13 protein-coding genes are annotated in these 13,245 nt (G+C 66.1%); 8 read left to right on the top strand and 5 right to left on the bottom strand.

The window, feature by feature from the left end; genetic code table 11:
• Positions 1 to 10: 10 nt before the first annotated feature.
• Positions 11 to 1,132: an NAD(P)H-dependent flavin oxidoreductase gene (locus BN3385_RS10215; protein WP_059016679.1), complete on the bottom strand. Its 1,122-nt coding sequence runs from the start codon at positions 1,130 to 1,132 to the stop codon at positions 11 to 13.
• Positions 1,132 to 2,775, bottom strand: coding sequence for an acyl-CoA synthetase (locus BN3385_RS10210; RefSeq protein WP_059016678.1), 1,644 nt, complete (start codon positions 2,773 to 2,775; stop codon positions 1,132 to 1,134). The genes BN3385_RS10215 and BN3385_RS10210 overlap by 1 nt, the downstream gene beginning before the upstream one ends.
• A 68-nt stretch (positions 2,776 to 2,843) precedes the next feature.
• Between BN3385_RS10210 and BN3385_RS10205 the strand changes: the two genes are divergently transcribed.
• Complete coding sequence (locus BN3385_RS10205) at positions 2,844 to 3,644, top strand: crotonase/enoyl-CoA hydratase family protein (RefSeq protein ID WP_059016677.1); 801 nt, start codon at positions 2,844 to 2,846, stop codon at positions 3,642 to 3,644.
• Positions 3,645 to 3,738: 94 nt separating this feature from the next.
• Here the strand turns inward: BN3385_RS10205 and BN3385_RS10200 are convergent, their stop codons facing one another.
• Entirely contained in the window at positions 3,739 to 4,950 is a 1,212-nt protein-coding gene (locus BN3385_RS10200) for a cytochrome P450 (protein WP_059016676.1), read from the bottom strand.
• Between the two features lie 44 nt (positions 4,951 to 4,994).
• Between BN3385_RS10200 and BN3385_RS10195 the strand changes: the two genes are divergently transcribed.
• Positions 4,995 to 5,714 (top strand): acetoacetate decarboxylase family protein, encoded by a 720-nt coding sequence (locus BN3385_RS10195; RefSeq protein ID WP_059016675.1) that lies wholly within the window; start codon positions 4,995 to 4,997, stop codon positions 5,712 to 5,714.
• A gap of 58 nt (positions 5,715 to 5,772) precedes the next feature.
• Here the strand turns inward: BN3385_RS10195 and BN3385_RS10190 are convergent, their stop codons facing one another.
• The gene (locus BN3385_RS10190; protein ID WP_059016674.1) at positions 5,773 to 6,804 is read right to left on the bottom strand and encodes an LLM class F420-dependent oxidoreductase; all 1,032 of its coding nucleotides are present in this window, start codon (positions 6,802 to 6,804) and stop codon (positions 5,773 to 5,775) included.
• Positions 6,805 to 6,870: 66 nt separating this feature from the next.
• On the opposite strand from BN3385_RS10190, the gene BN3385_RS10185 reads away from it, so the two are divergent.
• From BN3385_RS10185 to BN3385_RS10165, 5 genes are read left to right on the top strand one after another with little or no spacing between them, the layout of a single operon-like run.
• Positions 6,871 to 7,866, top strand: a complete 996-nt coding sequence (locus BN3385_RS10185; RefSeq protein WP_082690414.1) for a Zn-ribbon domain-containing OB-fold protein — start codon at positions 6,871 to 6,873, stop codon at positions 7,864 to 7,866.
• A gap of 16 nt (positions 7,867 to 7,882) precedes the next feature.
• Complete coding sequence (locus BN3385_RS10180) at positions 7,883 to 8,950, top strand: thiolase family protein (RefSeq protein WP_059016672.1); 1,068 nt, start codon at positions 7,883 to 7,885, stop codon at positions 8,948 to 8,950.
• Positions 8,950 to 10,128 (top strand): thiolase family protein, encoded by a 1,179-nt coding sequence (locus BN3385_RS10175; protein ID WP_059016671.1) that lies wholly within the window; start codon positions 8,950 to 8,952, stop codon positions 10,126 to 10,128. Before BN3385_RS10180 ends, BN3385_RS10175 begins: the two co-directional genes overlap by 1 nt.
• Positions 10,129 to 10,144: 16 nt before the next feature.
• Positions 10,145 to 11,023 (top strand): TIGR03619 family F420-dependent LLM class oxidoreductase, encoded by an 879-nt coding sequence (locus BN3385_RS10170; RefSeq protein WP_059021780.1) that lies wholly within the window; start codon positions 10,145 to 10,147, stop codon positions 11,021 to 11,023.
• Between the two features lie 16 nt (positions 11,024 to 11,039).
• Positions 11,040 to 11,441 carry a nuclear transport factor 2 family protein gene (locus tag BN3385_RS10165; RefSeq protein ID WP_286141729.1) on the top strand — a complete coding sequence of 134 codons (402 nt, stop codon included), beginning with the start codon at positions 11,040 to 11,042 and terminating at the stop codon, positions 11,439 to 11,441.
• Positions 11,442 to 11,459: 18 nt separating this feature from the next.
• Here the strand turns inward: BN3385_RS10165 and BN3385_RS10160 are convergent, their stop codons facing one another.
• Positions 11,460 to 11,984: a gamma carbonic anhydrase family protein gene (locus tag BN3385_RS10160; RefSeq protein ID WP_059016670.1), complete on the bottom strand. Its 525-nt coding sequence runs from the start codon at positions 11,982 to 11,984 to the stop codon at positions 11,460 to 11,462.
• A gap of 117 nt (positions 11,985 to 12,101) precedes the next feature.
• Here BN3385_RS10160 and BN3385_RS10155 point away from each other — a divergent pair, with 117 nt between their 5' ends.
• Entirely contained in the window at positions 12,102 to 13,244 is a 1,143-nt protein-coding gene (locus BN3385_RS10155; protein ID WP_059016669.1) for a 3-ketosteroid-9-alpha-monooxygenase, oxygenase component, read from the top strand.
• Position 13,245: the final 1 nt, after the last annotated feature.

Genomic DNA, 13,245 nt, shown 5'->3' with positions numbered 1-13,245 from the left:
CGCGGCGCGCTCAGCTGTCGCGAATGTCGTCCAGTCGGCGGCTGGCCGCCTCGAAGCCGGAAACCAGTTCGGCGATGATGTCGGCGACCGGCCGGATCTCGTTCATCCGGCCGACGATCTGGCCGACCGGCATCGCGACCGCGGTCGGGTCGGCCGATCCGCTCATCCGCTGATGCGCCTCGGCCACCAGGACGTTCTGCAGCGGCATCGGTAGCGGATCGGGAGCGCCCTCGGCATCCCAGGCATCGGTCCAGCGGCTCTTGAGCAGCCGGGCCGGCTTGCCCGAGTAGATCCGCCTGCGCACGGTGTCGCTGGAGCCCGCCGCCAGCAGTCCCTGCTGGATCACCGACGGTCCACTTCCCTCCCGGACCCCGAGGTCGTATTCGGCGGCGGTCAGCCAGGCCGAGCCCATCCAGACCCCGGAGGCACCCAGCGCCAGCGCGGCGGCCATCTGCCGTCCGGAGCCGATGCCGCCGGCGGCCAGGACGGCGGCGGTGTCTCCGACGGCGTCGACAATCTCAGGCCACAGCACCACCGAGCCGATCTCACCGGTGTGCCCGCCCGCCTCATGGCCCTGGGCGATGACGATGTCCACGCCGTTCTGGACATGGCGCACCGCATGTTTGGCGGAGCCGGCCAGCGCCGCCACCGCCACCCCGGCCTCATGGGACAGGTCGATGACGTCCTTCGGCGGGGAGCCCAGCGCGTTGGCGATCAGTTTGATCGGATGTTTGAGCGCGACATCGACATGCGAGCGGGCCACCGAATGCAGCCAGCCCAGGGTGCCCTCGTTGCGGGCCAGGTCGGCGGGCAGCGGCGGGACGCCGAGGTCGGCCAGGGTCTTGTCGACGAACTCGCGGTGCGCCTGCGGGATCAGCTTGTCGATGTCGACAGCGGTGCCCTCGGTGGGGATCTTCGCCGGCATGACGATGTCGACGCCGTACGGCTTGCCGTCGGTGTTCTCGTCCATCCACTGCAGGGTGGCCTCGAGCTCGTCGGGGTGGTTGAACCGCACGCAGCCCAGCACCCCCATGCCACCGGCCCGGGTCACCGCCGCGGCGACCTTCTCCGACGGGGTGAAGGCGAAGATCGGGTAGTCGATGCCGAACCGGTCGCACAGGTCGGTGCGCATCAGCTGGTGGCCCCCACATGCTTGGCGTGCACGTCGTCGGCGGGGCGCAGCTCGGTCTGCTCCTTGGCCCACTTGTAGTCGGGCTTACCGGCCGGCGAACGCTTCACCGCGTCGACCAGCCAGAGGCTGCGCGGCACCTTGTAGCCGGCAATCTCCTTGCGCACGAACGCATCAAGTTCGGCCAGCGTCGGCCGGGTGCCCTCGCGCGCGGCGACGACGGCGGCGACGTGGTTGCCGAAGCGCGGGTCGGGAACCCCGACCACCAGTGCGTCGAACACGTCCGGATGGCCCTTGAGCGCGGCCTCGACCTCTTCGGGGTAAACCTTTTCGCCGCCCGTGTTGATCGACACCGAGCCGCGGCCGAGCATCGTGACGGTGCCGTCCTCCTCGACGGTCGCGTAGTCGCCGGGGATGGCGTAGCGCACGCCGTTGATGGTGCGGAAGGTCTCGGCGGTCTTCTTCTCGTCCTTGTAGTAGCCAACGGGGATGTGCCCGCTCTTGGCGATGATCCCGCGCACCCCGGAGCCGGGTTGCACCGGGTTTCCGTCCTCGTCGAGCACGACGACGTTCTTGTCGATGGTGACCCTCGGCCCGCCCGCGTGGGCAGCGCCCTTCTCCACCACGCTGCTGCCACCGAAGCCGGTCTCCGAGGAGCCGATCGAGTCGGTGATGATGCGGTTGGGCAGCAGGTCGAGGAACTTCTCCTTCAGGCTCGGCGAGAACAGGGCCGCGGTGCTGGCGAGCAGGAACAGCGAGGACAGGTCGCGGTCCTCGATCGTGGTCTCCAGAGCGTCCAGCAGCGGACGTCCCATCGCGTCACCGGTGAAGAACAGCAGGTTCGCCTTGTGCTTCTCGATGAGGTTCCACACCTCGTGGGCGTCGAACTCCGGCGCCAGTATGGTGGTCGAGCCGGTGAACAGCGCGCCCCAGGTGGCCGACTGGGTGGCGCCGTGGATCATCGGCGGGATCGGGAAACGCACCAGCGGCGGGCCTGCGGCGGCCTGCTTGGACAGGTCGTACTCGTCCTTGACGTACTCACCCGTGGCAAAGTCGGTGCCGCCCAACAGGACTCGATAGATGTCCTCGTGGCGCCACATGACGCCCTTCGGAAATCCAGTCGTGCCACCGGTGTACAGCAGGTAGATGTCATCGGCGCTGCGTTCGGGGAAGTCCCGCTCCGGAGAGCCCTGGGCGATGGCCTCCTCGAATTCGACGCCGCCGTAGCGCTGGTAGTCGAGGTCGCTGCCGTCTTCGACGACCAGGACGGTCGTGACCTTCGGGGTCTCGGGCAGCACATTGGCCACCCGGTCGGAGTACTGCCGCTCATGGACCAGCGCGACCATGTCGGAGTTCTCGAACATGTACTTCAGCTCGGCTTCGACGTAGCGGAAGTTGATGTTCACCATCACCGCGCCGGCCTTCACGATGCCGAGCATCGCGATGACGATCTCGATGCGGTTGCGGCAGTACAGGCCGACCTTGTCTTCCTTCTTGACGCCGTGGTCGATGAGGTAGTGGGCGAAGCGGTTCGCCTTCTCCTCGAGCTCGCCGTAGGTGATCTGGTCGTCGCCGCAGATGAGGGCAACGCGGTCAGGCACGGCGTCGATGGCGTGTTCGGCTAGATCAGCTATGTTCAGGGCCACGGACCCAAATTAGAACCTGTTACATTTCTTGACAAGTCTGTGCCCTCAACGAAGAAAGGCAGGCACCCATGAGCGAGCCCGACAAAGGCCCCGACGCCCTCATTGAGCAGCGCGGACACACGCTCATCGTCACGCTCAACCGGCCCGAGGCGCGCAACGCGCTTTCCACCGAGATGCTCTCGATCATGGTCGAGGCCTGGGATCGCGTCGACAACGATCCCGACATCCGGGTGTGCATCCTGACCGGGGCCGGCGGCTACTTCTGCGCCGGCATGGACCTCAAGGCCGCGACCAAGGCACCGCCGGGAGACTCGTTCAAGAGCGGGAACTACGACCCGACCCGGATCGACGGTCTGCTCAAGGGCCGCCGGCTGACCAAGCCACTGATCGCCGCCGTCGAGGGGCCCGCTATCGCGGGCGGCACCGAGATCCTGCAGGGCACCGATATTCGGGTGGCCGGCGAGAGCGCGAAGTTCGGGATTTCCGAGGCTAAGTGGAGCCTGTACCCGATGGGCGGCTCGGCGGTGCGCCTGGTGCGCCAGATTCCCTACACCATCGCCTGTGATCTGCTGCTGACCGGACGGCACATCACCGCCCGCGAGGCACTGGAGTACGGGCTCATCGGTTACGTGGTGCCGGACGGGTCGGCGCTGGACAAGGCGCTGGAGATCGCCGAGGTGATCTCCAACAACGGACCGCTGGCGGTGCAGGCCATCCTGCGCTCTATCCGCGAGACCGAGGGCCTGCACGAGAACGACGCGTTCAAGATCGACACCAAGATCGGCATCGAGGTGTTCCTGAGCGAAGACGCCAAGGAAGGCCCGCTGGCGTTCAAGGAGAAGCGCGCACCGCAGTTCAAGATGCGCTAGGCGGTCTCCCCTTCCGCGCCGAGTGTGCGGTTTCGTACGCAACACGCCGGTCCAGGCGTATGCGGACGCACACTCGGCGGAAGTGGCTTGGCCGCTAGGCCAAGACGCGCTTGGTCGGGGTGAACACCACCGGCATCGCCTCGGGCCCGCTGACGAAGTTCGCCGGCCGCAGCGGCACCTCCGCACCCTCGGCCAGCCGCAGATCCGGCAGCCGCTGCAGCAACTTGCGCAGCATCGTGCTCAGCTCGAGGCGGGCCAGCTGGTTGCCCAGGCAGAAATGGGTGCCGAAGCCGAACGCCAAGTGGCTGTTCGGATTCCGGTCGATGCGGAAGTTCTCCGGATCACCGAACACGGCTTCGTCGAAGTTGGCCGACTCGAACATCAGCAGCATCTTCTCGCCCTCGCGCAACTGCGTGCCGTGGAACTCCACGTCGCGCAGCGCGGTGCGGGCCATGTTCTTCACCGGCGAGGTCCAGCGCAGCATCTCCTCGATCGCACCGGCGACCAGGCCGTCGTCGGCGATCAGGCGATCCCACTGATCCTGATGGCGCAGAAGCTGTTCGGTCCCGCCGGACAACGTATGCCGTGTGGTCTCGTCACCGCCGATGAGGATCAGCAGTGTCTCCATGATGATTTCCTGGTCGTCCATCCGCTGACCCTCGACCTCGGAGTTCACCAGGATCGAGAACAGGTCGTCGGTGGGTTCGGTCCGGCGCTTGGCGATGGTCTCGATGGCGTACGCGGAATACCCGGCGAACGCGTCCATCACCGCTTGCAGGGTCTCCTCGTCGGCGGCCGAGTTCAGTCCGCACACCAGGTCGTCGGACCACTTCAACAGCGTCGCGCGCTCGGCGGGCAGCACGCCCAGCATGTCGCCAATAACGGCCATCGGCAGGGGTGCGGCGATGTCGCGGACGAAGTCGCACTCGCCCTGCTCGCACACTGCGTCGATCAGCGAGTCACACAGCACGTCGATGCTGGCGAGCTTGTCCATCACCCGCTTGCGGGTGAATCCGGCGTTGACGAGCTTGCGGCGCAACAGATGTGACGGATCGTCCATGTCGATCATGTACGGCATGCCGGGCTGATCGGGACGAATCCCGCCGGTGTTGGAGAAGGTCTCCGGATCACGCTCGGCCTCGATGACCGCCTGATACGTTGCCGCGGCAGCCAAACCGTTGCGGTCGCGGAACACCGGCTCATTGGCCCGCATCCAGCGGTACACCTCGTGCGCCCCGCGATCGGCGTAGAAGTTGCCGTTGGTCAGATCCACGTCCGGCTTGGTGCCGGCCAAAATGCCCGTCATTTCTTACCTTCCACATTTCTATGACTGCGGATTACAGTGACCGCATGTCCCAGTCGCAGCACACCATCGCCGGCACGGTGCTCACCATGCCCGTACGCATTCGCAAAGCCGACGTCCACAACGCGATGTTCTCGGTGCCGGCTCAGGCCGCCCAGAAGCTCATCGACTACAGCGGATTGCAGGTCTGCCAGTTCCGTCCCGGCCGCGCCATGGTCAACCTGATGCTCGCCCGCTACATCGATGGCGACCTCGGCAAGTACCACGAATTCGGCACCAGCGTGATGGTCAACCCGCCCGGATCGAATGCCCAGGGATTCAAAGCCCTCGGCGATGCCGCGGCTTTCATCCACCATCTTCCGGTCGACCAGTCCTTCACATTGGAAGCGGGACGGACGATTTGGGGTTACCCCAAGATCATGGCGGACTTCCGGGTGCGCGATGCCAACCCGTTCTCCTTCGACGTGAGCGAGGGCGGATCGCTGATCGCGGCGATGGAGTTCAGCCGCGGCCTGCCGATCCCGTCGCTGCGGCCGCGCCCCCGGCCGTTGACGTCCTACACCTCCGTCGACGGCACGCTGCGCGAGGTTCATTCGGAGATGACGAACTACGGCCTGCGGATGCGGCCGGGCGGCGTCAAGCTCACGCTCGGCGATCACCCCTACGCCAAGGAGTTGGCCTCTCTGGACCTGCCCAGGCGCGCCATGGTGACGACGTCGGTGGCCAACGTCGAGATGATCTTCGGCGACGCAACCGTCCTGAGTTGAGCGCCCGGACATCATCCGGACAATCTAGGACCCTGGGTATACACCTTGCAAGAAGTGTCTACAAAAGGGCGGCGGCTTCCTTGATCTGGTCGACGCTGCGCGCACCGATGACCATCATGGTCACGCCCGCGGCCTCCCAGATCGGGATCTGCTTGCGCACGTAGTCGAGGTCGCCGACGATCGCGGAGTCGTCAACCAGCTCGTCGGGGATGATCTTGGCCGCTTCGTCCTTGCGGTCGCTGCGGAACAGCTTGGTGACGTCGTCGACGACCTCGGCGTAGCCCATCCGGCGGTAGACGTCGGCGTGGAAGTTGGTGTCCTCGGCACCCATGCCACCCATGTACAGCGCGAGATGCGGCTTCATCAGCTCCATCACCGCGGGCCGGTCGTCGGTGACGATGAGCTGCGCGGTCGCACAGATCTCGAAGTCCTCGCGCGAACGCCGGGCACCGGGCCGGGCGAAGCCCTCGTCGAGCCACTCGTTGTACATGCTCGCGATCCGCGGCGAGTAGAAGATCGGCAGCCAGCCGTCACAGATCTCGGCGGCCAATGCGACGTTCTTGGGGCCCTCGGCGCCGAGCATGATCGGGATGTCCGCGCGCAGCGGGTGCACGATCGGCTTGAGCGGCTTACCCAGCCCGGTGGTGCCCTCGCCGCTCAGCGGCAGCGGGTAGTGCGGGCCGTCGCTGGTCACCGGTGCCTCCCGGGCCCAGACCTTGCGCACGATGTCGATGTATTCGCGGGTGCGCGCCAGCGGCTTGGGGAACTTCTGGCCGTACCAGCCCTCCACCACCTGGGGTCCGGAGACACCCAGACCCAGGATGTGCCGGCCACCGGAGAGGTGATCGATGGTCAGCGAGGCCATCGCGCATGCGGTCGGGGTGCGGGCGGACAGCTGCACCACCGACGTGCCCAGCCGCATCCGCTTGGTCTCCCGGCCCCACCAGGCCAGCGGGGTGAACGCGTCAGAACCCCACGCCTCGGCGGTGAACATCGTGTCGAAGCCGGCCTCCTCGGCAGCGGCAACGAGTTCGGCGTGATTCTCGGGGGGCTGAGCGCTCCAATATCCGAGCTGAAGTCCGAGCTTCATCGGTACTGCCTTTCTGTCCGGAACCGGTCCTTGCCACGATTCTTAGAACCTGTTCTACTCGATGGTGTGACAGTCAGCCAAAGCAGCCCTGCCTTGTCCGATTCGCACGAGCCGCCCCTTTCGGCGCCGCTGGAACTGTCGTTCGACTACACCCGTTCGGTCGGACCAACCCTCAGCGCCTTCTTCACGGCACTGCGTGAACGCCGCATCGTCGGTGTCCGCGGTTCCGATGGAAGGGTCCTCGTGCCAGCCGCCGAGTACGACCCGGTCACCTACGAGCCGTTGACGGAGATCGTACCGGTGGCCAGCGTCGGAACAGTGCTGTCCTGGACGTGGCAACCACAGCCTCTCGAGGGCCAGCCGCTGGACCGCCCGTTCGCCTGGGCACTGATCAAACTCGACGGCGCTGACACCCCGTTGCTGCACGCCGTCGACGTTCCGGCCGGCCAGATCAAGACCGGTGACCGGGTGCATGCGCACTGGGTCGACGAGCCGGTCGGCGCGATCACTGACATCGCCTACTTCGTGCCGGGCGATCAGGCCGAGGACGTCCCGGCGCCGGCCGCCGATGACGACCGCGACCCGGTGACGCTGCTGGTGATCCCGAGCAAGATCGCCATCCAGCACACCGCCTCGGCCCCGGAGAGCGCCTACCTGCGGGCGTTGGAACAGGGCAAGCTGCTCGGCGGCCGCACCGGCGAGAACGGCAAGGTGTACTTCCCGCCCCGCGAGGCCGACCCGGCCACCGGTAAGGAACTCGACCACTTCCTCGAGCTGCCGGACAAGGGCACGGTGACGACGTTCGCGATCATCAACATCCCGTTCGCCGGGCAGCGCATCAAGCCGCCCTACGTCGCGGCCTACATCCTGCTCGACGGCGCGGATATCCCGTTCCTGCACCTGGTTTCGGATATCGATGCCGCCGACGTCCGGATGGGTATGCGCGTCGAAGCGGTGTGGAAGCCCCGGGAGGAATGGGGCCTGGGCATCGACAACATCGAGTACTTCCGGCCGACCGGCGAACCGGACGCCGACTACGACACCTACAAGCACCACCTGTAAAGGGACAACAACAGCCATGTCTGACCGCGATGTAGCTGTCGTCGGGTTCGCCCATGCCCCGCATGTGCGGCGTACCGACGGCACCACCAACGGCGTCGAAATGCTGATGCCCTGCTTCGCCAAGCTGTACGACGAGCTCGGACTGAAGCAGACCGATATCGGCTTCTGGTGCTCGGGATCCTCCGATTACCTTGCCGGACGAGCCTTTTCGTTCATCTCCGCGATCGACTCGATCGGTGCCGTGCCGCCGATCAACGAGTCGCACGTCGAGATGGACGCGGCGTGGGCGCTCTACGAGGCCTACATCAAGCTGCTGACCGGCGAGATCGACACCGCGCTGGTGTACGGCTTCGGTAAGTCCTCCGCGGGCACCCTGCGCCGTGTGCTGGCGCTGCAGACCGACCCCTACACCGTCGCGCCGCTGTGGCCGGATTCGGTGTCGATGGCCGGATTGCAGGCCCGGTTCGGCCTGGATGCCGGCAAGTGGACCGAGGAGCAGATGGCCCAGGTGGCCCTCGACGCCTTCGCCGCCGCCCCGCGCACCGATTCCGAGAAGCCGGCCAAGAGCATTGATGAGCTGCTCTCGCGCCCGTACTTCGCCGAGCCGCTACGCAAGCACGACATCGCCCCGATCACCGACGGCGCCTCGGCCATCGTGCTGGCGGCCGGCGACCGGGCTCGCGAACTGCGTGAAAGGCCAGCCTGGATCGCCGGTTTCGAGCACCGCATCGAAACCCCGATCCTGGGCGCTCGGGACCTGACCACCTCGCCGTCGACGGCCGCATCGGCCAAAGCGGCCACCGGCGGTGACGTCGCCTCGATCGAGATCGCCGAGATCTACGCGCCGTTCACCCACCAGCAGCTGATCCTGAAAGAAGCGATCGGGCTGACCGACGCGACGTCGATCAACCCGTCCGGCGGCACGCTGGCCGCCAACCCGATGTTCTCGGCGGGCCTGGAACGCATCGGCTTCGCCGCCCAGCACATCTTCGACGGATCCGCGCAGCGCGTCCTGGCCCACGCCACGAGTGGCCCTGCGCTGCAACAGAACCTGGTGGCAGTTCTGGAAGGAAAGGACGCCTGATGGCCGGCAAGCATCTCGCCGCGGTGCTGGGCACCGGGCAGACCAAGTACGTCGCCAAGCGCAAGGACGTGTCGATGAACGGACTGGTGCGCGAAGCCATCGACCGCGCACTGGCCGACTCCGGGTCGACCTTCGACGACATCGACGCCGTCGTGGTGGGCAAGGCGCCCGACTTCTTCGAGGGCGTCATGATGCCCGAGCTGTTCATGGCCGACGCCGTGGGCGCTACGGGCAAGCCGCTGATCCGGGTCCACACCGCCGGTTCGGTGGGCGGGTCGACGGCGGTCGTCGCCGCCAGCCTGGTGCAGTCCGGCAAGTACAAGCGTGTGCTCGCCATGGCCTGGGAGAAGCAGTCCGAGTCGAATGCCATGTGGGCGTTGTCGATTCCGGTGCCGTTCACCAAGCCGGTGGGCGCCGGCGCCGGCGGCTACTTCGCCCCGCACGTGCGCGCCTACATCAACCGCTCCGGTGCACCCAAGCACATCGGCGCGATCGTCGCGGTCAAGGACCGGCTCAACGGCGCCAAGAACCCGCTGGCCCATCTGCATCAGCCCGACATCACCGTCGAGAAGGTGATGGAATCGCCGATGCTGTGGGACCCGATCCGCTACGACGAGACCTGCCCGTCCTCCGACGGTGCCTGCGCGATCGTGATCGGCAACGAAGAGATCGCCGACAAGCGCGTCGCCGAGGGCCAGCCCGTCGCCTGGGTGCACGCCACCGCGCTGCGGACCGAGCCGCTGGCCTACGCCGGCCGTGACCAGGTCAGCCCGCAGGCCGGCCGGGACGCCGCGGCCGCGTTGTGGAAGGCCGCCGGGATCAAGAGCCCCATCGACGAGATCGACGTCGCCGAGATCTACGTCCCGTTCTCGTGGTTCGAGCCGATGTGGTTGGAAAACCTCGGTTTTGCCGCCGAGGGCGAGGGCTGGAAGCTCACCGAAGCCGGCGAGACGGCGATCGGCGGCAAGATCCCGGTCAACGCCTCCGGTGGCGTGCTCTCGTCGAACCCGATCGGTGCGTCCGGCATGATCCGCTTCGCCGAGTCGGCGATCCAGGTGATGGGCAAGGCCGGCGACCACCAGGTCGAGGGTGCGCGCAAGGCACTCGGCCACGCCTATGGCGGTGGGTCACAGTACTACTCGATGTGGGTGGTCGGATCCGACAAGCCAGCCGGCTGACACGGCCATGAACCGGATGAAGTACACGGTCAGCATCGCGTTCAGCCCGCTGGATCAGCTGATCGAGATCGCCAAGGCCGCTGAGGAACTCGGGTTCGACAACGTCGCGCTGCCGGACTCGATCTTCTACTTCGAGAAGCAATCCGTCGACTATCCCTACACCGCCGACGGCAAGCGGATGTTCGACGAGAACGCGCCCTGGGTGGATCCGCTCATCCTGGCCGGGGCGATGGGCGCGGTGACCTCGAAAATCCGCTTCTACACCAACGTGATGAAGCTGGGCTCACGCAATCCGCTGCTGCTGGCTCGTCAGGTCGGCTCGGTGGCCAACCTGACCAACAACCGGTTCGGCTTCGGAGTGGGGATCGGTTGGGCGCCTGAGGAGTTCGAGTGGTGCGGGGTGCCCTACGCCAAGCGGGGCAAGCGCGTCGACGAGATGATCGAGGTCATCAAGCTGGTGCTGGCCGGTGGGATGGTGGAGTTCCACGGCGAGTTCTACGACTTCGACCGGCTGCAGATGAGCCCCGCGCCCAGCGTGCCGGTGCCGTTCTATGTCGGCGGGCACACCGAGGTGGCGCTCAAACGGGCTGCCCGGGTCAGTGACGGCTGGACCAGCGCGATGATGACGTGCGACCAGCTGGCCGATACGATCAGCACGCTCAAGCGGCTGCTGGCCGAAAACGGCCGCGCCGATGTCCCTTTCGAGTACCAGGCGGTCTGCATCGACAAGTTCGGCGTCGACGGCCACCGCGACCTGGTGGCGGCCGGCGTCACGGACTACATCGGCATCCCGTGGGTGTTCGAGGGTCTGCCCTTCGACGCCCCGCTCGAGAAGAAGATCGACTCGATGAAGCGCTTCGCCGAGACCTACATCCACTCCGGCTGGCAGGACTGACGGTGGGAAGAAAGCAGTGAGCACCCCAGCCCACGAGGCGGGCAGGCGGTCGCGTGAGGCCGCGATGGCGCACGACAAGGACGCCTGGCTGGCGGTGTTCGCCGACGACGCGATCGTGGAGGACCCCATCGGACCGTCGCATTTCGATCCCGAGGGCAAGGGTCATCGCGGCAAGGACGCGATCTCGAAGTTCTACGACATGGCGATCGCTCCGAGTGCGCTGACCTTCCATTTCGAGAAGACCTATCAGTGCGGCAACGAGGAAGCCAACGTCGGCCACATCGTCATCGAATCCAGTGGCTACCGCGTGGTGGCCGAGGGTGTGTTCACCTACCGGGTCGACGATGCGGGCAAGATCGTCGCGCTGCGCGCCTACTGGGAACTCGACCAGGCCGCGAAGTCCGCGCAGAAGCTCTGATCCCGGCTCGGCCGAACGTCAGAGTTCCCCGAAACCCACCAGGTAGCGCTGCGCCAGATCCTGGTAGGCCTTGGGATTGAGGTTCACCCAGACCTCGGCACCGGTGCCGGCGATCGGCCCCTTGACCTTCGCCGGCGCGCCGGTGACCAATACCTCATCCGGGATATGCGTACCGCCGGTGACCAGCGAGTGCGCGGCGATCATGGACCGCTTGCCGATCACGGCGCCGTCGAGCACCGTGCAGTGGTTGGCAATGAGCGCCTCGGCGCCGACGTGGGCGCCGTGGATGGTGCACATGTGCGCGATCGTCGCGCCAGGACCGAGGTCCACCGGGATTCCCGGCGGGGCATGCAGGACCGACCCGTCCTGCACGTTGGCGCCCTCCCGGATCACGATGGGCGCGTAGTCGGCGCGCAGCACGGCGTTGAACCAGACCGACGCACCGGCTTCGACGGTGACGTCACCGACGAGAACTGCAGTGGGTGCGACGAACGCGGTGGGATCGACCCTGGGTGATCGGCCCTCGAACGAATACATCGGCATTGTTCAGATATACCCCATGTCATTTGGGTAATCCCCAGCTAGCGACGTTGATATTGCGAGAGCCGACCGAGAAATTGTAACGTGTTCTAGTTAGCGACGGAGAACTGGAGGCGACAGGTGACTAGCGGCGTTCGCGAGATCGACACCGGAACCCTGCCGGACCGCTATGCCCGGGGCTGGCATTGCCTGGGCCCGGTCGCGGAGTACCTGGACGGCAAGCCCCACCCGATCAATGCGTTCGGCACCAAACTGGTGGTCTTCGCCGATGACACCGGTGCCGTCCACGTGCTGGACGCCTACTGCCGTCACCTCGGCGGTGACCTGTCGCAGGGCACCGTGAAGGGCGACGCCATCGCCTGCCCGTTCCACGACTGGCGCTGGGGCGGTGACGGCCGCTGCAAGCTGGTGCCCTACGCCAAGCGCACACCCCGACTGGCCCGCACCCGGTCCTGGGAGACCGACATCCGCAGCGGCCTGCTGTTCATCTGGCACGACCATGAAGGCAACCCGCCGCAGCCCGAGGTGCGCATCCCGGAGATCCCGGAGTACGCGGGCGGCGAGTGGACCGAGTGGAAGTGGAACTCGATGCTGATCGAGGGCTCCAACTGCCGCGAGATCGTGGACAACGTCACCGACATGGCGCACTTCTACTACATCCACTTCGGCTTGCCGACGTACTTCAAGAACGTCTTCGAAGGACACATCGCCTCGCAGTACCTGCACAACGTGGGCCGCCCCGACATCAACGACATGGGCACGGCTTACGTTGAGTCCCATCTGGATTCGGAGGCGTCGTATTTCGGTCCGTCGTTCATGATCAACTGGCTGCACAACGTCTACGGCGGGTTCAAGGCCGAGTCGATCCTGATCAACTGCCACTACCCGGTGACGCAGGATTCGTTCATGCTGCAGTGGGGGGTGATTGTCGAGAAGCCCAAGGGTCTCGACGAGGCGATGAGCGACAAGCTCTCCGATGCCATGGTCGCCGGCGTCAGCAAGGGCTTCCTGCAGGACGTCGAGATCTGGAAGCACAAGACGCGCATCGAGAACCCGCTGCTGGTCGAGGAAGACGGTGCGGTGTACCAGATGCGCCGCTGGTATCAGCAGTTCTACGTCGATGTCGCCGACATCTCCCCGGATATGGTTGAGCGCTTTGAGCTCGAGATCGACACCACACCGGCCAACGAGAAGTGGAAGGTCGAGGTGGAGGAGAACCTCAAGCGCCAGGCCGAGGCCGAAGGACAGCCGACCCAGGCGTGAA

Origin of the sequence: Mycobacterium sp. M26 (genome assembly GCF_001494595.1) — a bacterium.
Taxonomy (GTDB): Bacteria; Actinomycetota; Actinomycetes; order Mycobacteriales; family Mycobacteriaceae; genus Mycobacterium.
This window is presented reverse-complemented; position numbering and strand designations above follow the sequence as displayed.

Bases quoted from the DNA above. Each gene is read 5' to 3' on its own strand.
- BN3385_RS10190 (WP_059016674.1), bottom strand. From the start codon at position 6,804: ATGAAGCTCGGACTTCAGCTCGGATATTGGAGCGCTCAGCCCCCCGAG.
- BN3385_RS10170 (WP_059021780.1), top strand. From the start codon at position 10,145: ATGAAGTACACGGTCAGCATCGCGTTCAGCCCGCTGGATCAGCTGATC.
- BN3385_RS10205 (WP_059016677.1), top strand. From the start codon at position 2,844: ATGAGCGAGCCCGACAAAGGCCCCGACGCCCTCATTGAGCAGCGCGGA.
- BN3385_RS10160 (WP_059016670.1), bottom strand. From the start codon at position 11,984: ATGCCGATGTATTCGTTCGAGGGCCGATCACCCAGGGTCGATCCCACC.
- BN3385_RS10180 (WP_059016672.1), top strand. From the start codon at position 7,883: ATGTCTGACCGCGATGTAGCTGTCGTCGGGTTCGCCCATGCCCCGCAT.
- BN3385_RS10200 (WP_059016676.1), bottom strand. From the start codon at position 4,950: ATGACGGGCATTTTGGCCGGCACCAAGCCGGACGTGGATCTGACCAAC.
- BN3385_RS10215 (WP_059016679.1), bottom strand. From the start codon at position 1,132: ATGCGCACCGACCTGTGCGACCGGTTCGGCATCGACTACCCGATCTTC.
- BN3385_RS10175 (WP_059016671.1), top strand. From the start codon at position 8,950: ATGGCCGGCAAGCATCTCGCCGCGGTGCTGGGCACCGGGCAGACCAAG.
- BN3385_RS10195 (WP_059016675.1), top strand. From the start codon at position 4,995: ATGTCCCAGTCGCAGCACACCATCGCCGGCACGGTGCTCACCATGCCC.